Source organism: Microbispora sitophila (assembly GCF_014892245.1).
Taxonomy (GTDB): domain Bacteria; phylum Actinomycetota; class Actinomycetes; order Streptosporangiales; family Streptosporangiaceae; genus Microbispora; species Microbispora siamensis.
In genome coordinates this window covers 189,215-210,669 of the sequence record NZ_JADBGC010000016.1, presented here as the reverse complement: position 1 = coordinate 210,669, position 21,455 = coordinate 189,215, and the positions used below count along the sequence as shown (strand labels likewise).

Genomic DNA, 21,455 nt, shown 5'->3' with positions numbered 1-21,455 from the left:
GCGGCAGGTTGGCTTATGCCCGCCGCTGAATAGTTCCGGGAACTAGCGTTCCGTGAAGTTACCAGGAGATGTGGCTCCGTTCACGCGGGTCGGCCTGGGAGGGCTGTGAGGTCGTCCGCCGTCACCGCGATGGTCTTGAGCACCTTAGGACACGCCACTGTATGGCGAGCCTCGCGTCGGCACGATCGGAACGATTGCAGCGGCCGCATCGCGATCTGGAGACCGAGCTGACGGGCGTGACATGGCGGGCCAGTGGGCTGATCAGTTTTCGACTTGGAGAGACGGGAAGTTCGCCGACACGACCTGCAACCGCGTCGCGCGCACAAAGGCTCCAACAGAAACAATGAGCCGCCCACCACGTGTGGCGGCTCATTGTTATTCCCTGCCGGCCAGGTGACGGGCTACGGAGCCCCTATGCGCAGAAATTCAGCATAGATTTGATGCAGCAGAACTGCATATCGATAATGGGCGTCGACAACTTCTCGCTCTTCGACAGCCATGCTTTCGCCGAATCGTTCCAGGCGAGAGATGACCCCTTCAAGCAACCCCATGACGTCCGCCCGGCTCGGCCTGAATATCCCCTCGTCGACAAAAAGGATCACCTGGGTCACATGTTCGTCGGCGAGAGCTAGGTCGCCATGGATGAGTGCAAGGTTCTCTCCCGAGCGCAACAGATTCTCACCGCGGCGTAGACGGGGAAACGGCAAGGATCGCCAGAGGGCGTATCTCTCCATGAAGTCCGACAACGACTCGTCCTCTCATTAGTCGGCGCCATACCAGAAGGTTACGGCCTTGCCGCCGGGGCCGATGATCCCGCCCTTACCCGTCCGGGGGTCCACGTATTTTATCCCGCGCGTACCGTCCGCCAGCGTCTCCAAGCTGGCGTTGAGCCCCCTCTTCCCTCCTGGCTGGGCAATTCCCGTCGCCCAGTCTTGCGCATCCTGGAGGTACTGCTCACGCGTGACACCGCGCCCCTTTGCATGCTTGTCCCAGTGGTATTCAAACTGATCCTGAGAAGATCTTCCGCTGGGGTTATGGAAGACCTCGTCGATCTTCTCGTTACACAATCCCGAATTGTGCACCAGTACGGGCACTGCACCGGCGAGCACATAGTACGCGTGGATGCCTTCAACGCTCAGATTGTGAACGCGCTGCCTGCTCACCACTCGATGCTGGAGCGAAACAACCTTGACGTAAGTGCCAGCCGAAGTGCGAAGCCAGGAGGCGGGTTTGAGCTCTCCCGCGGGTACCCACGCCTTGACGTCTTGGACCCAGAAGGGGTGATTGTCGGTGGCGGTGACCGTCCCGGTGGCGTTGCCTCGTTTTCCATCGGTATCGGTGGTCAGCTTCACAAGGGACTTCGGCCCATCACTTGCAAGCGGCTCCAGGACGATATGATATTCCGTTTTTCCTGTTTGTGGATCCGTTGCAACAAGGTGATCGCCGGCCTTCACATCCTCGATGGGTTTCAACGACCCATCTGCCATGAGAATCTTCGTTCCGGGAACGAAGCTACATGGCCTAGACCTAAGCCTAGGTGGAGGTAGGACGGTGCGCCCTCCGCGGTTGGAACCCAAGGATCTGACCATGCCCATACCGGCGAAGCCGCCGCTACCCACACCGGGGCCGCCTCCAGTCGCGACGACGTCCGCCAGCGAGCCGGCTCCCCTAGATTTGGTAGTGGCATCCATCTCCTTCAGGTTGCTACACACGAAGTCCTTCCTGCATGCTTCATCCCAAACGGCTTGATGGTGGCGCGTGTTGCCTACCTGATTGCGGAAACGAATTTGTTCACTCGCGCGGTCACCGAGGCCTTTTTTGTCGTTACGGAGGGCATTTTCTCCCTGCCGCCTACTAGATTCTCTCTGGGCTCTGCGCTCTCCGTCCCAGTACTTCTTGAGGATTTTCCGGCGTTCTTTCAGAGATTTCTCATTCCAGTCCGAGGCTTGCCAGGGGCGGGGTTCGAAGCCGTCGGGGTCGGACAGGTTGGCCGGGTCCCCGCCGGCGTATCCGTAGGCGTTGGTGAGTCCGGGGTTGGCGAGGTTGAGCAGCGGGTCGGGGGACAGGAACTTGGCGATCGTGGGGTCGTAGAAGCGGGCACCGAGCAGGGTGAGGCCTGTGGAGTCGTCCTCGATCTTGCCGAGGAACCCACGGTCGGTGAAGGGCAGGTCGTCGTCGCCGCGCCGCTGGCCGAAGGGCAGGTAGCGTTCGTGGCGGGCGGCTTGGGTGGTGTCGTCGATGGCCAGTTGTTCGCTGCCGGCATTGCCGCTGAGGAGCCAGGTGAGTGTGGCGGGGGTGCGGATGGCGATTTGGGAGCCGTCGGCGGTGGTGTAGTAGCGCTTGCCTGTCACCGTGCCAGCGGACAGCTCGAGTTCCATGGACCCGAGGTAGAGGGTGGTCTTGCCGTCGGGGGTGCGGCGGATCAGGCGCTGGCCGTCGGCATCGTAGACGTTGTCGGTTGTCTGGCCGTCAACGACGGCCTTGGTCAGTTCGCCGAGTTCGTCGTATGTGAAGGTGGACTGTTTGCCGTCGATGGTGCGGGAGGTCATCTGGCCGGCGTTGTCGTAGCCGTAGGAGTCGGTTCCGTTGGGCCGGGTGATGGAGGTGACGGCGTCGGGGCGGACGGCGCTCGCTCCGGGAGGGGAGTAGGTGTAGGTGGCGGTCTGGCCGTTGGAGGTCAGGGAGGTGAGGTTGCCCACGCCGTCCCAGGCGTAGGACTGGGAGTAGGGGTCGATGCCGAGCCCGTCAGCCGCTGCGGTTCCTGTTCCGCAGGAGGTGGCGGTGGTGGTCCATGCCTGCGTCAGGCGGTGCAGGCCGTCGTAGGTGAAGCATTCAAGCTGGCCACTTGAGCCACCGGTGGCGGCGGCCTTGTCGAGGATGTTGTTGATCGTGTCGTCGATGTTGTAAGAGAAGACATCGTCCTGGACGGTGACCGGGGTGGGAGTGTCGGCCTTGGTCTTGGTGATAACGCCGGTTAGCCGGCCGGTGGTCTCGTCCCAGGCGAAAGTCCGGTTGATTTGTCCATTGGCCCCATAGCGGCGATTGGCAAGGCGGGCGGTCTGTGTGTAGGCGGTGGTGCTGACGTAGGTGGTGCCGCCGTCCAGGTCAGAGGTGACAGCCTGGGGGAGGTTCAGATCGGTGAAGGTGAAGGTGAGTGTCTCCGCGGGGAGTCCGCCCTTGGCAGGCATGCCTATCTGTGAAAGGTTCCCGGCGGTGTCGTAGTCGGCGGTGAACGTGTATGTGCCGGCTAGCGCGCCTTCGACGGCGGGGATGGTGATGCTGGAACCGGTCGGGCGGCCCATCAAGTCGTAACCGGTCACCGCGGTGACGTAGGCATGCCCGTTGGTGTAGCGCGTGGCTGACGTCAGCCTGCCTATGCCCTCAGCGGCGGTGTCATAGGCCCATTCGGCCGTTTTAGTACCGGTCCCAGCCTCCCCCGACCATCGCGTAGTGGTCCTGCCAAGGGCGTCATAGGAGTAGGAAACCTTCTGGCCCTTGCCGTCGGTCGTCCACGCCAGGCGGCCGGCGGCGTCGTATGCCTGCTGAGAGTCGCCGGCGTCGGGGTCGTGGGATGCGGTGCGGCGGCCGAGCAGGTCGTAGGTGAAGGTGCGGATGTTGCCGTTGGCGTCGGTCTGTTTGATCAGCTGTCCGTCGCGGTCGTACTCATACGTGGTGTCGTAGTGGTTCGGGACGTTTACGGTGACCGATTGCCAGGCCGTCCAGTCCGAGGCGAGGCCGTTCTTGACGGCGCGGGCATGCCAGCGGACCCTCCAGCCGTTGCTGACGGCACCGGCGGGAATGGTGACGGTGGCGTCGTTCCCGGAGGCCACGCCGCTGACCGAAGTGGTCCAGATCTGGCCGGTGCCGTGCTGCGTGTCGGCGGGGTCGTGTTCGACTTCGAACTCGGCGCCGAGCTGCCCGCCTTGGTCCGAGCTCACGGTGGCCAGCAGGGCGGGAGTCAATGTGGTCGTCGTGCCGTTGTTGGCAGGGCGGGTACGGGGGTTGCCGACGACCGGGATGAGCGAGCCGTCGGTCACGGTCAGCTGCTGCCAGTCCGACCAGGCGGAGGTTCCACCGGCGGTGACGGCGCGGGCCCGCCAGCGCACCAGCCACCCGTCGGACAGCTTACCGTCGGGCACGGTCACGGACGCCTGGGTGCCGGAGGTCACGTCATCGACAGCGGTGGTCCAGATCTGGCCGTTGCCCTGGCCTTGGGGGGCGGCGGGGTCGTGTTCGAGCTCGAACTCGGCCCGCACCTTCCCGCCTGCGGGGTCGGTGACCTGGGCGAGCAGCTGCGGGGTCAGCGACGAGCTGATCGTCTTGCCGCCCACGACCTCGGATGGGGTGGCCTGCAGGGTGCCCAGCACCGGGTCGGGCTGGTCCACGCGGACGGTCTGCCAGTCCGACCAGGCCGAGGCGGCTTCACCGGCGACGGCGCGGGCGCGCCAGCGCACCAACCAGCCCTCACTCAATGTGTCGGCGGGGACGGTGACGGTCGCCTGGGTGCCGGCGGGGACGTCGTCGACCGCGGTGGTCCAGATCTGGCCAGTACCGTGCTCGGTGTCGGCGGGGTCGTGTTCGACTTCGAACTCCGCCCGCATGGTGCCGCCGGCGGGGTTGGTGACCTGGGCGAGCAGTTGCGGCGTCAGCGACGAGGTCACTGTGGTGCCGTCGATGACCTGGGAGGGAGCGACCTGTAGCGCGCTCACCGCCGGCTCAGACGGGACATTGCCGAGATCGACGGTGGCCGACTGCCAGTCCGACCAGGCGGAGGTCACCTGAGTGGCGGTGTTGACCGCGCGGACGCGCCAGCGGATGCCCCACGCGTTGTTCAGTTTCCCGCCGGGGACGGTAACCGACGCTTGGGTGCCGGAGGCGATGTTGTCGACCGCGGTGGTCCAAATCTGGCCGGTGCCGTGCTGGGTGTCGGCGGGGTCGTGTTCGAGTTCGAACTCCGCCCGCAGCGGCTGCCCGTAGGCGTCGGTGACGGTGGCCAGCAGCTGCGGGGTGAGCGAGGTGACCGTGGTGGTCTGCCCGGAGGTCTGGGCGGGGGTGATCTGCAGCTGGGAGACGGTGGCGGCCGGGACCTTCACCGTCAGCGACTGCCACTGGCTCCATGCTGAGGTGTTGGATCCGGCGGCGACAGCGCGGGCGCGCCAGCGGACCTTCCAGCCGTCGGCCAGTTTGCCGGTCGGGACCGTGACCGTGGCTTGGGCGCCGGAGGCGATGTTGTCGGCCCCGGTGGTCCAGATCTGGCCGGTGCCGTGGGCGGTGTCGGCCAGGTCGTGCTCGAGTTCGAACTCCACCCGGGACGCCGCCGCGTCAGGGGTGGTGACGCGGGCTGCCAGCGCGGGAGTGAGCGTGGAGGTGACCTTCTCCCCCGACAGGTCTTGTGAGGGGGTGACCTGCAGCTGGTCGACCACCGGGTCCGGCACGTTCACGGTGGCGGTTTGCCAGGCCGACCAGGCCGAGGAGACGGAGGTGCCGGTGTTGGTGGCGCGGGCCCGCCAGCGGATGTGCCACCCGTCGGTCAGCTTCCCCGCCGGGACGGCGACGGTGGCGTCGTTGCCGGAGGTGACGGTGGCGGAACTGCCGGCCCAGATCTGACCGGTGCCTTCTGCGGTGTAGGCGGGGTCGTGTTCGACCTCGTAGTCGGCCCGCAGGTTCCCCCCGGCCGGGTCGGAGACGGTGGCGTGCAGGGTCGGCGTCAGCGACGACACCGCGGACCCGGTGACCGGGGTGATCGACAGGTTCCCAGCGGTGGGGGCGGAGTTGATGGTGTAGGTAACGCTGAGGGAGGGGGCGCGGCCGGTGCCAGCCTCGCTGCTGTCGAACAAAACCCGGTAGTCCGCCGAGCTGGTCTCGACGTTCCCACGCAGCTGGACCCCGTAATTGGGAGTGCCGGACGCCCAGGCCTGGACGATCGAGGTGACCGTCCAGCTCATGTTCGTCTTGGCCGCGCACCCGCTGGTATCAAGGGTGATCGTCCCGTCGATGTAGGCGGGCTGGTTGGCGTAGGTGACCGTCGCCGGATCCCACGCGGCGGTGACCTGCGAGGCGCGGACCCCCGCACGCGGGCAGGCGGATGTTTTGACCGAGTTCTTGTAGGCCTGCAGTGTCGCGCTGGAGACGGTCGCACCGGTCAGGGCGGAGGTGTCGAACTTCACCAAGGCGCGCGACAGGGTCCCGCCGTAGTACCCGGCACTGATGGTGGTGTCCCCGGAGTAGTTAGCCATCTGGCCCGAGATCACGGTGGTGTCCGTGGTCAGAGGCAACGTGACGGTGGGGTCGATCGTCACCGGATACCGGGTGGCGGGATCAGCGAGGAACGCGGGGTCCGGGCGGAGCACCAGAGTCTGCTCGCCGTCGTCGGCAACCACATCGGTGGCGATCTTGCCTGGCTTGCCGGTGGCGTCCTGCCCGCCGTCGCTGCCGGGCGGGGCGTCCCACATCACGGGCTGCGGCGCCGAGGCCACCGGCTTCTTGTCCTTACCGTCCTTGAGCAGCAGACGCCCATCGGCACCCTCTGACAGGGTCAGGCCCTTGCTCTGCACGCCGATGCGGATCTCCACAGGCTTAGTGGGCCGCTCGCGTAGCACCACGTCATGGCGGAACCCGGTCGCCAGCACCGTCACCACAAGGTCAGCGCCCTTGCCGGCCGCGTCGGGGAAGGTGGCCACGTTGCCGCTGACGGTGGGTTTGGGGAGCGGGGTCGGCCAGCTCAATGCGTACTTCTGCCCGCGGGCGGTCATCGTGACGAACGCGCCTTCGCCACCGGTGGAGACCTCCACAGTGGCACCGCCGGTGATCGCCTTCGGCGTCAACGTTCCGTTCTGTTCGGTCAAGGTCGTGTCGATCGGCACCCAGTCATCCCCGCGCCGGGTCCGGACCGGGCCCGAGCCGACCTGCGTGGTGAATGTCTTGCCGTCCGGCTGGGCGTAGGTGATGCTCGACTCGTCGGTCAGCTCACTTACCTCGACGGGCTTGCCCGACTTCTTCGCCTCCGCCGCCGCGCGGGTACGCGCGGCCTGCAACTCTGCAGCCGCCGCATCCGCAGTGGGGGCGGCGCTGACCGTCTGGGGCTCGGCCGCCCCATCCTGCTCGGCCTCTGCGGCAGCGGCAGCGGAAGAGGTCTTCGATGACGTCGGCGGAGTCGGACCGGCAACCGCCGCACTCTGCTGGGCGGTACCGGTTCCACTGAGCCATTCCTCAATCTTGGTGACCTGGTCGGCCGCGTCGGTGTAGTACACCGTCTTGCCGCCCACCGGCGGGATCACCTCGTACTTGTCCGCACCCAGGTAGTTGGCGGTCGTGCGGCGGAACTCGGTGGAGCCGTTCATGTCCACCTGGGCGGTGACCCGGCCCAGCCCGTCATACACCGGCTTGGACCACTGCGGAACCGTGTCCCATGCGGGGTTCAGCAGGCCTAATCCCGGCGCACTTCCGTTGTGCACCGGCGTGGAGGTCGCCGCGGTCAGCCCGCGCCCGTCGTAGGTGGTGACCTGCACGATCCGGCCGCCTGCGGGGGATGCGGTCTGTACCTCACGTTGGCGGCCGAAGCCGTCGCTGTAGGTGTAGGTGGAGGTGTATGTGGCGGTGTTGGTGCGGGCGCCGGACTGCAGGCGGGCCACCGCGGTCCGGGGTGGCTGGCCAGACGTGACGGTGTAGGTGACCTTCGCCGCGGGGGGATTGTCGCTGTGGTCGAGGTCGTCGTCGGCAGGCTTGGGCGCCTCGGGGGTCCACAGCTGCAGCGTGCGACCCAAGACGTCGTAGTCGATGTTGACGGCGTTGCCGTTGGCGTCCTTCTTGCCGACCGGCTGCCCGTTGTACTGGGAGGACCAGGTCTTCACCTCGTGCCCGAGCGGGTTCTTGACCTTCACGCCGTCCTTCGGCCAGCCGATGGCGGGGTCGTAGGTGATGGTGGTCGTCTTGATCTCTTCCGGATCGGCCGTGTTGCTGATCGGTTCAGTCGTCGTAATTGGCCGGCCGTAGTTGTCGAAGGTCGACAGGGACCTGACGTAGTCCGTGTTAGTGGAGTACGCGCGGGTTTCGGTGACGTTCCCGCGGGTGGGGGTGTTAGCGGCCGGGTCGTTCGCTCCATCGTAGAGATAGACCGTCCGGCTCAGCAGGTCACCGGCGGTGCAATCGTCACCTGCGTGTTCCTCCTTCGACGCCTCGTAGTCGATCAACCAGTTGGTGGTGTTGCGGGCGTAGGTGGTGGCGGTGCAGGTGTTGTCGGAGGCTGTGCTGGTGTCGCCGTAGTCGTTGACCTTGGTCGGCAGCCCGTCGCTGTTGTAGGTGGTCTTGGTCTCGGTGTACCGCCAGCCAGTGGTGGTCTTCTCCCGTGCCACCTTCCGTGTCTGGTCCACGCGGGAGGGTTTGCGGGTACCTGGGGCGGTGCCGGTGACGGTCACCGCGTACTCATACCGGGTGGAGCTGTTCTCCCCGTTGTTGTCCCGGGCCTGCTCCTGCAGGGTGCGCCCGTTCAGCTCAATACGATCGGGGTAGCTGTTGCCGTCGAAGTCGGTCAGGTTCTGGCCGGACATGCCGCGGAAGAACTTGGCCGAAGTCGTACTGACCCCGGAACCGCTCAACCCGTCGCCGACGGTGGTGGTCACCTGACCGTAGCCACGCCATTCGGTGTAGTCGTTACGCCGGAAGGGCTGGCGCACCGCCAAGGGGTTGTCCGGGACCGCCCAGGCGGGGTCGCCGCCGTAGGAGTAGCTGGTGACCTGCTCCGGTGAGCCGCCGACCAGGTCGATGTCGGTGACCGACATGACCAGCCACTTGGCGTAGACCTCGCCGTAGTAGTTCCACGTCCCGTTGATGATCTCTTGGTTGGTGGTGACGAAGTAGCAGTCAAGCCCGCGGGTGTCCCAGCCATCGGTCGGCGGGTACTGCCAGGGGTTGGGGCAGGGGTGGGGCTGGCCGTATTCCACCTCGCTGCGCCCGCCCAGGCCGTTGTTCACCGCGCCGATGCGGGGGAACTGCACCGGGTCCAGCCCGACGCTGACGGCGTTGTCCAGGAAGGTTGCATCGAACGTGGTCGGCGGTAGCGCGATCTGCGTCCCCTTGCCGCCGGCGAGGCCGACCTGCTGGATGGAGTCCAGCCACAAGATGGGGTACTTGTCGGCGTTCCAGATATCGCCGGTCAGCCACTGATACGACAGGTTCCACCGGGTGACGTCCTCCCAGCTGCTGGGAACCGTCCAGTCGGTGCTGCCCGGGATCAGGGTCTGGGTGGTGATCGAGCTCAGCTTCTGGGTGGTGTAGAAGGACGGCCCCTCGTTGAACAGGCAGTATCCGGGGGTTCCGTCCTCGCACCATGTCGGCACGTCGGTGATGTTGCCGGAGGCCCGGCCGGTGGTGGTGAACACGATCCGCGCGGTCGGGGTCGAGCCGGTGACGTTGATGTTGTGGCCGTAGTCGACCTCGCGCACGTGAGCGGCCTTGTCGTACTCCGGGGCGCAGTCCCAATCCCAGTCATACGCCGGCGAGCAGTAGGCGCCGTCTTCCTTGGTGTAGGAGTAGTCGATCACGTTGCCGTTCGGATCGACCTCCCGGTCCAGCATCCAGCGCCAGGTGTCCTCACAGACCTGCTCAACGGTGGACTCGCCGCTGCCCGGCGCGGGGTAATACTCGTGACACTTCTCGCCCTCGTCGTCGCCGATAAATGACATCGTCAGCGAGGAATCTTCGTTGTAGCCGAACCGGTAGACCGTGCCGTCCTGAGTGGTGATCCGCCACCACGACTGCTCGGACATCGGCTCGATCTTCCAGCCGTAGTCCTCGACCGTGCGCCACTTACCGGACGAGTCCTTAACAATGTCGGTGGAGTGGCCATCCACGGACAACGTCAGCTTTGAGCCGCCCGGGTCGGAGGAGTACGGCGACTGCCAGCACTTGTCCGGCCACCCCACCTGGGCGGTGTTGTAGCCCAACCGGCCCGACTTGGCATACCCCGAACACGACACGAACGACCGCTCGATGAACCCGGTCTCCAATTCCCAGCCCATCCCCGCAATCCCGGACTGGTTGTTCGTCTGAGAGGTCAGCGAGTCCACCGCCGCCGAGGAGTACTGCAACGCCAGCTTCGGAGCATCTCCCGACGGGGCGGGCGGAGCGGTGATGGGGTAGCTGTAGGTGAACGCCCCACCGGCCTGGCCCGCCTGCCACGTCCCCGACGGCTTCAACGGCGAGGCGGAGAAATCACCCGCCATCGATCCCTGCGCCGTGGCGGCAGCCGAAGCCGCCACCACGTAGACGAAAGCGTCAGCGGTGCCACCACTGGCAGCTGCGGGCGATGCAAGCGAGGCCTTCGCCGAAGCAGTAGTCGCGGTGGTCGGCGTAGCCTGCGCACCGCTGCCTCCGGCGCTGTTCCCTGCGCCCGGCGTCGTGCCGTCTGCGGCGGGAGCGACCTCGACCTCGGCGGTCAGATGGCCGGTCTTCACGTCGTTGACCACCGGCAGCACCCGCAGCTGCGCCGCCCGCTGCTTGGCGCACTCGGGCGTCAGCGGCTGGGCCAGCACGCACGCCGGCAACCGCACCAGCGTCAACCGGGAGGCGAATCCACCCCCGCCCGCACCCCGGAACGACGAGTAATCCACGGTCACCTTGGCCGCCGCCGAAGAGGTGCCGCCGTCCGCCCGGGTCAGCTGCAGCACCATGCCGACACCACCGACCTTGCGCGCCACAGTGTTGTCGAACGTCTTCACCATCACGGACGCCGGAGACTCCATCACCGGCTCCTGCGACGCCTCCGCCTTCGGCGACTTCTCATCCCACCCGGACACCCACTTCTTGCTCATGGGTGAGGGCGCAGGAGAGGGCGACGCGCTCGGCGATGAACCCGGCGTGGCCCCGGCCGCATCAGCGGCGGCCACCGCCACCGGCAACCCCGGTACGGCCGAAGCCTTGCCCGCCACCACGTCCACCCGCGCCGACCCGCTCTTCGGCCACACCGGCGCCGGCGGCTTCTTCGCGAGGTGGGACGCCTCCTCGGCCTTCACATGGGGAGTGGGCGCCGCGACCGGCCGGCCCTCGACGCTGCGCTCCTGCTGCGTCTGCGTCTCGGTCGCGGCGCTCGCCGGGGTGACCAACCCGTCCGGCACACCGATCCCGGCGACGAACACACCGAGAGCGACCACCGCCCCGATCCACGCCCGTGAAAAACGGCCGTGGACCGTGCTGGGCAGCAGTTTCCGGGCACGCGAAATCGGCACGCCGAACCCCTCCGCAGGCAAAGCGAAGCGCGCGGCACGGCACGGCCGCTCGCCTCTATAAAGCCGAAATAAAGAGACCAAACGGGATCATGCGTGCCTGAAAACCACAGGTCAAGATCTACTTCGCATCTGGGTGATCACGCGCCGTCATCTAGACGACAGGTCTCATTCCGATCTTCAAGGTTCCTACCAGGCACGTTCCAATACGGGGAGGAGACAACGGAACGAGGACCTGCGATTTACATCACATCACTCAATTCACTATTGACATGACGAGCGCAAGCGTCACACCGAATGCCAACACGAATGATCCAGAGCTGCGACCCCGGCAGATAAAAGTCTCCGAAACGGGGATTGCAGTCGAGGTTGAAATGTGATTTAGGCTGCCCGAGCCGGGAGGGCTGGATCACGTAATCGCGGTCAGCCCGCCCGTCGTGGAAGCTGCTTCGGTCACGCCGAAGCCACTTCTCCCAGGCAGATGAGAGACGTCAGGCAGAGCGGCGGGCGGCGGTGAGCCGCCGGTAGAGGGCGGCGGTTTCGGGGTGGGGGTCGCCGTCGGCGCTGACTTCGGCAACCGCCTTCAGACAGGCCTTCCACGCCTCGTGGACGCGGCTCATGTTCCCGGACTCGTACTCGGCCCGCATCAGGGCGCGCCACAGTTGTTCGGCATAGGGGTCCGACGCGAGTCCTTGGCGGGCGGCGCGTGCGGAGCGGTCGGGGCGGCTGGCGTCGAGCTCGAGTTCGGCGAGCAGGTCGGCGGCGTCGACGATTTCGGCGCGGATGTTTTCCATGAGCGGCGTTTCCAGCCACCAGTGGTAGCAGCCGTCCAGCACCGGTCCCCGCACGAGTGCGAGGGCGTCCCACAGGTCGGTGGTGGAGTTGCGTTTGGCGCCATGGTCGGCGAGTTCCTGGAAGCGTGCCCAGTCCAGGGCGATGGCATGGGTGCGGTAGACGTAGGCGGAGTCGCACACGATGCGTGCCTGGCCGTCGGGGGATTTGCCCGAGTTTGCCGCGGGTGCGGGTGATGAGCTGGCGGAGCTGGTCGGAGGGTTTGGGGGTGTCGGGGTCGGGGCCCATCATGGCGGCGAGCTGGATGTTGCGTAGTCCGGTCGGCCCGGCCAGGGCCAGGGCGAGTACGAGTTCGGCCATCTTCGGTTGGAGGTCGGCGACGGTGCCGGTGATCTCCAGTGGTCCGAGGATGGACACCTGCACCATGTCCATCGCCTCATCGCGCTGCGACTCGGGCTCCGCCAACTCTGGCCGTGCGGGTTCAACCCCTGACTCCCGGTCTTCCTGCTGGTTGTCGACCGGTATCGAGGTCGACGGCGCGTTCGTGCCGCTCGCCGGCGGCATCGGGCTCTCGCACACATGCGCGTCGTACGGGGAGTCGTCGGCGGCGACGTCGCTGGTGTTGGCGGCGACGGTGAGCAGTTCCCCGAGCCGCTGGTAGGACTCGGTCGGCATCAGGTGCGGACGGACAGTCAGGCCGGGCGGGGTGACGTTCAGCAGCGGGCCCTGGTCGTCCTCCGACAGCACGAACCGGGCTGGTGCGCTCGCGGCATCTGCAGGCACGAGGGCGGCCAGACCGCCGGGCAGGGCGGTGACGGTGTCGACCAGCCGGGCCAGCTGATCGGGTGATGGGGTGTTTCTGCTGATCAGGACCGTGAGGGTCCAGTCGCCGTCGGGGTCGTGCAGGCGCCGGTCGGCCACACCGGGCGGTCCGTCGCTGGTGGCGAGCCGTCCGCGGAGGTCGCGGGCTCGGTCGGCGAGCAGGCCCAGCGCTTCGGTCAGATCGGAGCAGGATCGTATGCGAGCACCGGCAGCCTCGAGTTCGGGGAAGCCGACGGCGAGCACGTCAAACCATGGCCTGTCGCCGGTGATGAGTTCGGTGGCCGCGGTGGTGAGGAAGCGGTCGACCAGGTCGGCGGGTCCGGTTGCGGTGGCGGTCTGCAGGCGTTCGAGGTTCACCAGGAGTGCGTGTCCGTCGTCGAGGTATCCGGTGGTGAGCAGTGCGGGGAGCACGTCGCGGGAGCTGTCCGCGTGGGGTGCGCTGTTGAGGTCGATATGCCAGGCCGCCTTGGTCCGGCCCGGGGTGAACGGGGCGGGTGGCGTGCCGGAGGGCTGGGCCAGCAGCAGTTCGACGATGTCGGCGCTGACGCGTGCGCCGAGGACGTGCGGCAGGTGGCGGCTGGTGGCGGTGATGACGTCGCCGAGCCGGGCCAGGGCGTGGCGTGTGTGCGTGGGCGTCGGGTGCGGCCAGGCGGCGTAGTTCCTGCTCGGTGCGCAGGGTGTCAGGGTCGGCGGGCAGGGCGATGCGGCGGCCGCGGCGGCGTGCTTGGCGTTGGGCGTGGCGGAGGCGGGCGAGGGTGAGCAGGGAGCCGACGGCCACTCCCCCGGCAAATGCCGCCACGGGTGTGCTGGGGCCGCTGTCATCCGCCTCGGCGCCGTCGGTGAGCAGGATCGCGGTCGGTTCCGGCGCCGATGCGCGCGCCTGCTGAGGATGCGGCGTGTGCGCGGGTGGCGCCTCGTCTCGCCCGGCTGCCGGCAGTTCCCCCGTGTTCGGGGATTTGTGCACGGCGGGAGGCTGGGGCGAGGAGGGGGCGCCGTCGTGCGGGCGGGAGAACTCAGGTGCGTCGCTCGGGTGGCTGGGGTGGCGATCCGGGATGGGCGGTTGCGCCCGGTCGAGGTCGGTCGCGACGGCGGGCATGCGCAGCACCCAGCCGGGACGGATTACGTCCGGTTGGGTGAAGCGGGCGCCGTCGGTCATGACGCGGCCCATGTTGAGGTCGGCGATTTCGGTGTAGCGGTCGCCGTCGCCGAGGTGGCGTTCGGCGATGGTCCACAGGCAGTCGCCGCGGCGCACCTGGTACGCCGAGTGCGTGAGCCGCAGCACCCGGGCGTGTGCCTGGTCGGACGGACCGTGCGTCCGGGTCGTGGTGAGCTGTCCAGCCTCTGACGACGTGTCAGCGCCGGTGAAGCGTAGAGGGTCGTGCCCGGCGTCCGGTGAGGCGGTGGCGGTGTCGGCCAGTGCGGCCGGGGCGGCCGCGATGACGGCGGCGGGCGGGACGGCAGCCATGACGAACGCGGCTGGCGAGCCGGCGGCCAGCGCGACCGAGGAGATGAGCTGGGCCGACAGCCATTGGGCGGCGCCGAGCCCGGGCAGGTGCGGGGTGGCGCGGCCGCGGATTCGGGAGGCGACCTCGATCAGTGTGCTGGCCACGAAGCTCGCCCACGCCGCCCAGCTGGCGGCCTTTACCACGGCGAGGAAGAGGGTGCCGTCATCGCGGTGGGTCAGCGCGTGGCCGATCTCGCCCAGGCCCGGGAGATGGGCGGGCACGGGGGATCCGGCCAGCGCGTACAGGACGAGTGGCACGCCGGCGATGAGCGCGGTCAAGACGGCGGCGGCCAGCAGCGCCCGTAGCCCGTCCAGCAGGCGGAACCTGGTCATCGCAGTTCTCCCTCTACGCCGGGGACGAGGCGGGCGGTGGCCGTTCCGGTCACCGCGATGTCGTTGATGCCGATCAGGGCCAGGAACAGGGTGGGCTCGGTCACCCGTACGCGGATCTGGATGGCGTGGGTGCCGGCCGGTGCGGCGGACCCGGTGTGGCCGGTGGTGGCGAGGTAGGAGCGCGCGGCGCGCAGGGCGGCGGCCTGGTCGACGATGTAGCGGCCGTCGGTGTAGGCGGCGCGCCGGTCGACGTATCCGGCGCCGGCCCGCGCTGCTTCTTCCGCGATGTTGTAGGCCTCGCGGCCGGCACGCAGCTTGGCGGTGCCGTCCCACAGGAAGCCGGCGAGCACCAGCATCAGCGGGAAGACCGCTACGGCGGTGAAAAGGGTGACCGACCCGCGGTCGCGTGTCCTGGTCATGCCCCCACCAGCGCCGCGTGGCGTTGATCAATCATCTGGCCTGCGAAGGTGCTGGTGGGCGAGGGGACAGTCACCTGATTGGCGCTTGCGTCCACGCTGCCACCCGCTGCGCCGCAGCCCCCGACCATTTCGGCCTCGTCACGACGTGCCGTGTCAGTCGCGTCCGGCATGCTGAATCCATGACGCGCTGGTTCCGCACCTATTGGGACGAAGAGGACATCTGGTTCTACTTCGAGGTCGATGCCGACGGTTGGGTGAGCCGCCAAGTCGAACTCCGCGGACCGGACGGCATACCCATCGCTGCTGCGTCCCTGACGGAATGGCAGCAGGCTCAGGCAGCAGGCCGGCTCAGCCAGTACGAGGCGACCTACGGCCTGACCGCTGAGACCCCTGTGCAGGAGTGGGACGGATACGAGCCCCACGCACTGACTGCGGCCGAGTTCGAAGACGTGTGGAACCGGGCCCGCCGGCACCTCCGCACCAATCACTGAGCTCGCACAATCCGGCAGGCGGCTCGTCTCGGTCCGCCAGCTCACACCTTCACACACGGACGCCTCCCGTCTCGGCACGCTCGTTGCCGGCTGAGGAACCGCCAGGAACTGCGAACCCCAGAGCTCTCCCCCGATAGGGGTCGATGGGCGAGACGAAGGACGCGCGGACCGTCTTCTGGCCGGGCAGCCCCGGCAGCAGGTCGCCGAGCCGGACGGTGCAGCTCACGCGGGCGACGACCTGGGCGGCGGTTCCGACCTGGCGGGAGAACCCACTGGTGTCCACCGCGATCGATGGGGCGCAGCGCAGATCCTCACGGCGAAGCGTGGCGGTGGCGCTGGTCGTGGCGGCGCGCCGGGCTTGGGCGGGGTCGCGGGCGATGGAGGCTTGCCGGGCGGCGTCGCGAGCGGCCGACTCGACCGCGCCGTAGGCGGTGGCGATGCGCCCGGTGAGGACGACCAGGGCGATGAGTGCCAGCAGCGCGGGCGCGAAGACTACCAGTTCCAGCGTCGCACTTCCCCGCTCACCCCTCCCCCGCCTACTGCAGGCGGGTCTACAGCGTTTCACGGGCGGCTCGCAGGGATGAAGCGTTCGACCGGGGCACGAGAGACTTCCGAGACGCTCCAGTCGGCTGCGGGCAAGAACGACGGCACCCGGCCGGTGACCACGACCTCGACGGTCCCGGCGTCGCCGTCGGCGCGGGCCGCCCGGACGCCTTCCTGCGCCGCAGCTTGGGCGGTGGAGTGGGCCTGGTAGACGAGGACGGCCTGGACGGCCGCGGCCACGACCAGGAGCAGCAGCGGGAACAGGATGACCATCTCCAAGGTGGCCGCTCCGCGATCGCCGGACACCCGGCGCCGCACGCTGCGGCGGGAACGGCGCGGGCCGGCGGCATGAGGAGTGGTCACGGGATTTTGGCGAGCCATTCAGTGACCTTGTCCTTCATCACCGCCGCGGCGGCGATGGCGATGGCGATGGCGATGGCGATGATCAGGGTGGTGAGGACGACCCATTCGAGGGTGCTGGCGCCGCGGTCCTCGCGCAGACGCTGCAGGGCACCTTGCGCGCGCACGAGCAGGAGGGTGAGCTGCGGGGGCATGGTGGGAAGGCGCATGGTTCTCCTCGTGGGTCAGCCGGCGATGGCCAGCCGGTAAATCTGGGGGAAGGTCAACAGGAGCAGGAAGGCCGCGCCGAGCAGGGCGATGGGGATGACCATGGCGGTGGTGCGGCCGTTGGCCTCGGCTTTGGCTGCGGCCAGGGCCTGGCCGCGCATGGAGGCGGCCTTGCTGATGAGGGTGTCCAGGACGCGGGCGCCTTCCTGCCCGGCGAGGGCGGCGATGTCGGCCAGGTCGGTGAGTTCGGTGATGCCGACCTGTTCGCCCAGCCGGGCGAGTCCTTCCCATGCAGGGCGCTGGTTGCGGCGGGCCTGCTCCAGCACCGCGGTGATGCGGGCGAACGCCCAGCCGTCGCTGACCGAGGCGGCCTTTTCCAGGGCGTCGACGGGCCCGGCGCCGGCGCTGCGTTCCAGGGCCACCAGGTCGAGGTAGCCGGTGATGGCGTGCCGGAAGTCGGCCCGCCGACGAGCGGCCTCGGACCGCACGGTCAGGTCGGGGACGAAGAACAGCACCACTCCGCCGAGCAGGGACGCGCCGGCGGGCAGCGCCAGCCCGGGGGTGCCGCCCGTGGCCGTCATCAGCGCGGAGATCGCGGCGGGCAGCAGCAGGCCGAGCACGGCCAAGGCGAGCTTGGTGGCGAGGAAGCGTTCGACCGGCCGGCCGAGCAGGGCCAGGTCGCGGTACGGGCACGGCAGCGACCCCAGGCGGGTGGCCATGAGGCGGCCGAGCCGATAAGCCAGGTCGCCGGAGGTGTCGGGTGGGATGTAGTCGGCGCGCAGGCGGGCGACCGCCTCTTCCAGCCGGGGCGGCGCCGGACGCAGCTCGCGCACCAGCAGGAACAGCCCGAACCCGACCAGGGCCCCGGCAAACAGGAACAGATTCATCGCGGCCCTCCGGTGAGGAAGCGGCCGGGTGGGCGGGCGGTGCCCAGGCAGTGCAGCCACCACAGGCCGACGGCGTAGCAGGCGACGACGACCGCGAGCGCGACCTGTCCGGCGGTGGTGCCGAACGGGGCCACATAATCCCTGTTGAGGGCGGCGAAGCCGCTGTAGCCGAGGAGGAAGGTCATGATCCAGCGGACGGTGGCGCGGTGGCGGGCGCGTTCGGCTTCAACCTCGCGCCGGGCGACGACGTTGGCCGCGACCATGGCCGCCAGATTGGCGAGGACGTGCCGTACGCCGGCGCCGCGCCGGGACGCGGCGCGGATGAGAGCGGCGGCGATCAGGTCGGCCACCGCGTCGTCGAGAGTGTCGGCGAAGGCGCGCAGCGCCTGCTCGGTGTCCGCGCGCGCGGCGAGTTTGCGGCCCAGATCGCGCACTTCGGCGGCGATCGCCTCGGGCGGGTGCTCAGCGCTGCGGGCCAGGGCGTCCTCGAGCCCGGAGGCGGCACTCAGCAGGTCGGAAAGCCTGCGGGTCCACTGCTCCAGCCCTTCCAGGCGGGCGATGCGCGAGCGGGCGCCGCGGCCTCCGGCCAGGCGCGGCACGGCGAAGCAGGCGCCGATGGCGGCGAGGCCGGCGACGGGCCAGCCGGTTAGCAGGGACACCGTGGGGCCGAGCAGGACCGCCGCTCCGGCCTCCCGGCGCACCGCCGGGTCCCCGGCCGCGCGGGCAAGGGTGGTCAGGCGGCCGTCCGGTCGTGGCGGTGCCGGGGCCCGCCCGCGTACGGCGAGCACGAGGCAGACGATCCCGACCGCGAGCAGCCCGCCGGCCAGCGGCGCCAGCAGCGACCCGGTCATGGGCCCCTCCACAATGCGGCGGGGTCGAACCCTGCGGCGACCAGGTCGTCCAGGCACTGGGGTGAGGTCGCCGGTGCGGCCCGTCCGTCGGGGCCGGGGCGGTAGATGTGGTTGCGCGCGGGCGTCGGTGTGTCGGCGGGCGGCAGCACCTTCAGCACCTCGGTGACGTAGCGGCGGTTGGTGCGCACGTCGCGCCGCAGGTGGACGACGAAGTCGACGGCCATGCCGACCAGGCCGTGGATGTCTTCGCTGTCGAGGGTGAGGCCGCCGGAGCGGCACAGCATGAGCAGGCGGGGGAAGACCTCTTCGGCGGAGTTGGCGTGGATGGTGCACAGCGAGCCTTCCTGGCCCGAGTTCATGGCCTGCAACATCGACCAGGCCTCGTCGGCGCGGACCTCGCCGACGATGATCCGCACGGGGTTCATCCGCAGTGAGTGCTTGATCGCCGCATCGAGGGTGATCTGGCCGTGGCCTTCGCTGTTGGCTTGGCGCGACTCGAAGGCCACCACGTCGCGGTGCCGGTGCGGCAGCTGGTCCAGGTAGAGCTCGTATTCGCTTTCCAGCGTGGCGATCCGCTCATCCGGGTCGATCTCGGCGGCCAAGGCCCGCAGCATCGTCGTCTTGCCGGCGTTGACCCCGCCGGTGACCAGGATGTCCTTGCGCGCCCGCACGGCCGCGGCGAGGAACGACGCCAGCCCGGCCTCGAGGGTGCCGAGCTCGACCAGGTCGGCGAGGGTGACGTCGACGTGCCGGTGGCAGCGGATCGACACGTGCGGGCGCGGCGTGATCGCCATGACCGCCGACAGCCGCACCCGCTCCTTCAAGGCGGTGTTCAGCATGGGGGTGACGGTGGAGAACTCCCGGGAGGTCTGACCGCCGTGGACGCCCCACATCCGGATCCGCTGGATGAGCTCCTCGTCGCTGCCGGCGACCGCCGGGCCGCGCACCTTGCGCCCGTCGGCGTAGGTGACCCAGACCTCGCGGCAGCCGTTGATGTCGATGTTCTGCACCGCCGGATCGGCGATCAGCGGTTGCAGCGCGCCCAGGCCGTAACGCTCGTCCTCGACCGCGCGCACCAACCGGGCGTGCGTCCCGGGTGAGATGACCACGCCGTCGGTGAGCCGCTCGCGGGCCCAGGCGGCGGTTGCGGCGTCGATGAGCTGGACGGCCTCCTCCCGGCTGGCCGCCCCTTCCAGGGCATCGGCCACGCGGGCGCTGATGTCGCCGACCGCCGTACGGAACGCCACGTCGTCGAGGCCATCGCCGACTGGGGCGGGTATGCCGGGGGTCGGCGGCAGACTCCCCGGCCCGGTCGGCCGGGCGGCGGGGGCAGCGGGAAGCTCCTCGACCAGCCACAGCGGGTGCTCGCTCATCGCAGCCCTCCCGCCGAGTCAACACCTGCGGCAGGACCGGGGTGAAGGTCGGGGCCAGCGCCGAAGGACGCAGGCGGCACCACCCCAACCGGGGCGGCCCGCTGCTCCTCGGGTGCGGCGTCGAGGCGCTCGCGCAGTTCCGCGCCAAGGTTGCCCACCGTCCGCAGCAGGGAGGACATCTGCAGCCGGCCGGCCCATCGCGTGCGCCCCGGCGCCCCGTCCGACAGGATGTGCGCGGCCTTCGGCAGCATCGGCACCGTCCCCAGGACGGGCGTACCGCCGAGCGCCTGGCTGACCTCCGCCGCAGGGTAGGGCCCTTCGCCGATCAGGAGCAGGAAGCGGGGCGTGCTGGCGAGGGCGCCGCGGCTGAGGGCCTCGATCCGCGGCCCGGCCATCGCAACGAACCGCACCGTCGGCCGCAGCACGAGCACCACGGCGTCGGCCGCGGTGAGGATCGCGTACGGCACGCTCTCCACGCCGAGCGCGCCTACATCGGCGATGACGTCCCGCCCGGCGGTGGTCAGCACCTGGGCGATCTGCGGCCAGGAGTCCTTGATCTGCAGGGCCTGCCGCGGGTCGGCCACCCCCGGCAGCAGCAGTCTGCGCCGGGCGTCCCCGTCCAGCGCGACGGCCTCCTCGGTCAACTGCGCCCGCGCCGCCTGCAGGTCGCGTGCCGCCGTCATGGCCACCTCGGCCACCCCGGTCCGGTATGGCTGCCGTCCGGCGAAGTAGCCCGGCAACACGCCGCCACCGGAGGGGTCGCATTCGGCGAGCAGCACGGGGTTGGGCCAGGTGAACGCGGTGGCCAGGCACACCGTGGTGACTCCGGGCGCTCCACCGGGAGACGCGACCGCGATCAGCGTCATCCGCCCACTCCCATGCAGGACGGCAGCGGCACAGCGGACAACGGAGCCCTGGCGGCCGACACCCGCGAGCCGTACCGGCAGCAGCGCGGCCACCACACGGAGGAACCTCGACCGATCACGCCCCGTCCCTCCGGGAGGTGAGGATGAGGGCGATGTGCCCGCCCATGGCCTCACGCGCGATGAAGCCACCGGCCCCAGGGCCGACCAGCAGGTCGACGACCCGCACGCCGTCAGGGTCCGGCTCCCCCACCCGGTCGACAACGGCGGGCACGTCCTTCGTCACGGCCCGGGTCTCCTGCCCGGGATCGGTCAGCTCGGCGGCGACCAGAACGCGGTCACCGGCATGAAGGCCCCGGGCCGGAAGCTGACCCGGCTTGAGCGCGAGCGGCACCAACTGCTGGCCGGGGCCCGGCGTCATCGCGTCCGTCGTCTGGCTCTCCGCCAGGAGCGCGCCGGCCGTAAGGCCGGCGGCCGCGACCCGGCCGACCGTAGACGCCAGCCGCTCCGCCGGGACGGTGGCAATCCGGGGGTCCGCCGAGATCTGCACCGAGGCCAGATCATCGGCGGTGATCACCTGCCCTATGGGGACGTCCCGGGCGACCATCAGCAGCGGCCTGCGCTGGTCGAGCTCGGTGTAGGCGTACTGCCCGGCCAGCATGCCCGCCCCGATGAAGACCACGACGAGCAGGAACATCGGTGACCGGCGCCGCCTCGGCAAGGGAAGGGCCGTGACCGTCTCACACGTCCACGTGCGCACCATCCGGAAGCGAACTTCTTAAAAGTCAGTC

16 protein-coding genes are annotated in these 21,455 nt (G+C 69.1%); 2 read left to right on the top strand and 14 right to left on the bottom strand.

What is annotated here, in order from left to right:
• Positions 1-401: 401 nt before the first annotated feature.
• The 3 genes from IL992_RS28470 to IL992_RS28460 all read right to left on the bottom strand — a co-directional run bounded on the left by IL992_RS28470 (position 402) and on the right by IL992_RS28460 (position 12,193).
• A complete protein-coding gene (locus tag IL992_RS28470; RefSeq protein ID WP_193206442.1) occupies positions 402-746 on the bottom strand; it encodes a hypothetical protein in 345 nt (114 codons plus the stop codon).
• Positions 747-761: 15 nt separating this feature from the next.
• Positions 762-11,222 (bottom strand): DNRLRE domain-containing protein, encoded by a 10,461-nt coding sequence (locus IL992_RS28465; protein ID WP_193206441.1) that lies wholly within the window; start codon positions 11,220-11,222, stop codon positions 762-764.
• Positions 11,223-11,710: 488 nt separating this feature from the next.
• On the bottom strand, positions 11,711-12,193 hold the full coding sequence (locus IL992_RS28460; RefSeq protein ID WP_193206440.1) for an AfsR/SARP family transcriptional regulator: 483 nt from the start codon (positions 12,191-12,193) through the stop codon (positions 11,711-11,713).
• Between the two features lie 329 nt (positions 12,194-12,522).
• Here IL992_RS28460 and IL992_RS28455 point away from each other — a divergent pair, with 329 nt between their 5' ends.
• Complete coding sequence (locus tag IL992_RS28455; RefSeq protein ID WP_193206439.1) at positions 12,523-12,672, top strand: hypothetical protein; 150 nt, start codon at positions 12,523-12,525, stop codon at positions 12,670-12,672.
• Between the two features lie 405 nt (positions 12,673-13,077).
• On the opposite strand, the gene IL992_RS28450 is transcribed toward IL992_RS28455, so the two are convergent.
• From IL992_RS28450 to IL992_RS28440, 3 genes are read right to left on the bottom strand one after another with little or no spacing between them, the layout of a single operon-like run.
• Positions 13,078-14,670: a LysM peptidoglycan-binding domain-containing protein gene (locus IL992_RS28450; RefSeq protein WP_193206438.1), complete on the bottom strand. Its 1,593-nt coding sequence runs from the start codon at positions 14,668-14,670 to the stop codon at positions 13,078-13,080.
• On the bottom strand, positions 14,667-15,089 hold the full coding sequence (locus IL992_RS47840; protein WP_193206437.1) for a pilus assembly protein TadG-related protein: 423 nt from the start codon (positions 15,087-15,089) through the stop codon (positions 14,667-14,669). Before IL992_RS47840 ends, IL992_RS28450 begins: the two co-directional genes overlap by 4 nt.
• Entirely contained in the window at positions 15,086-15,259 is a 174-nt protein-coding gene (locus IL992_RS28440; RefSeq protein ID WP_193206436.1) for a hypothetical protein, read from the bottom strand. Before IL992_RS28440 ends, IL992_RS47840 begins: the two co-directional genes overlap by 4 nt.
• Before the next feature lie 9 nt (positions 15,260-15,268).
• Here IL992_RS28440 and IL992_RS28435 point away from each other — a divergent pair, with 9 nt between their 5' ends.
• Entirely contained in the window at positions 15,269-15,580 is a 312-nt protein-coding gene (locus tag IL992_RS28435) for a hypothetical protein (RefSeq protein WP_193206435.1), read from the top strand.
• 49 nt (positions 15,581-15,629) lie between these two features.
• Here IL992_RS28435 and IL992_RS28430 read toward each other — a convergent pair whose 3' ends face one another.
• The 8 genes from IL992_RS28430 to IL992_RS28395 all read right to left on the bottom strand — a co-directional run bounded on the left by IL992_RS28430 (position 15,630) and on the right by IL992_RS28395 (position 21,361).
• Positions 15,630-16,145 (bottom strand): TadE/TadG family type IV pilus assembly protein, encoded by a 516-nt coding sequence (locus tag IL992_RS28430; protein ID WP_193206434.1) that lies wholly within the window; start codon positions 16,143-16,145, stop codon positions 15,630-15,632.
• Entirely contained in the window at positions 16,142-16,486 is a 345-nt protein-coding gene (locus tag IL992_RS28425) for a TadE/TadG family type IV pilus assembly protein (protein WP_193206433.1), read from the bottom strand. Before IL992_RS28425 ends, IL992_RS28430 begins: the two co-directional genes overlap by 4 nt.
• Positions 16,483-16,692, bottom strand: coding sequence for a hypothetical protein (locus IL992_RS28420; RefSeq protein WP_193206432.1), 210 nt, complete (start codon positions 16,690-16,692; stop codon positions 16,483-16,485). The genes IL992_RS28425 and IL992_RS28420 overlap by 4 nt, the downstream gene beginning before the upstream one ends.
• Before the next feature lie 15 nt (positions 16,693-16,707).
• Positions 16,708-17,577 (bottom strand): type II secretion system F family protein, encoded by an 870-nt coding sequence (locus IL992_RS28415; protein WP_193206431.1) that lies wholly within the window; start codon positions 17,575-17,577, stop codon positions 16,708-16,710.
• The gene (locus IL992_RS28410; RefSeq protein WP_193206430.1) at positions 17,574-18,428 is read right to left on the bottom strand and encodes a type II secretion system F family protein; all 855 of its coding nucleotides are present in this window, start codon (positions 18,426-18,428) and stop codon (positions 17,574-17,576) included. Before IL992_RS28410 ends, IL992_RS28415 begins: the two co-directional genes overlap by 4 nt.
• Positions 18,425-19,801 carry a CpaF family protein gene (locus IL992_RS28405; RefSeq protein WP_193206429.1) on the bottom strand — a complete coding sequence of 459 codons (1,377 nt, stop codon included), beginning with the start codon at positions 19,799-19,801 and terminating at the stop codon, positions 18,425-18,427. The genes IL992_RS28410 and IL992_RS28405 overlap by 4 nt, the downstream gene beginning before the upstream one ends.
• Positions 19,798-20,667 carry a hypothetical protein gene (locus IL992_RS28400; protein ID WP_193206428.1) on the bottom strand — a complete coding sequence of 290 codons (870 nt, stop codon included), beginning with the start codon at positions 20,665-20,667 and terminating at the stop codon, positions 19,798-19,800. Before IL992_RS28400 ends, IL992_RS28405 begins: the two co-directional genes overlap by 4 nt.
• Positions 20,668-20,782: 115 nt before the next feature.
• Positions 20,783-21,361 (bottom strand): SAF domain-containing protein, encoded by a 579-nt coding sequence (locus tag IL992_RS28395; RefSeq protein ID WP_193206427.1) that lies wholly within the window; start codon positions 21,359-21,361, stop codon positions 20,783-20,785.
• Positions 21,362-21,455 lie beyond the last annotated feature (94 nt).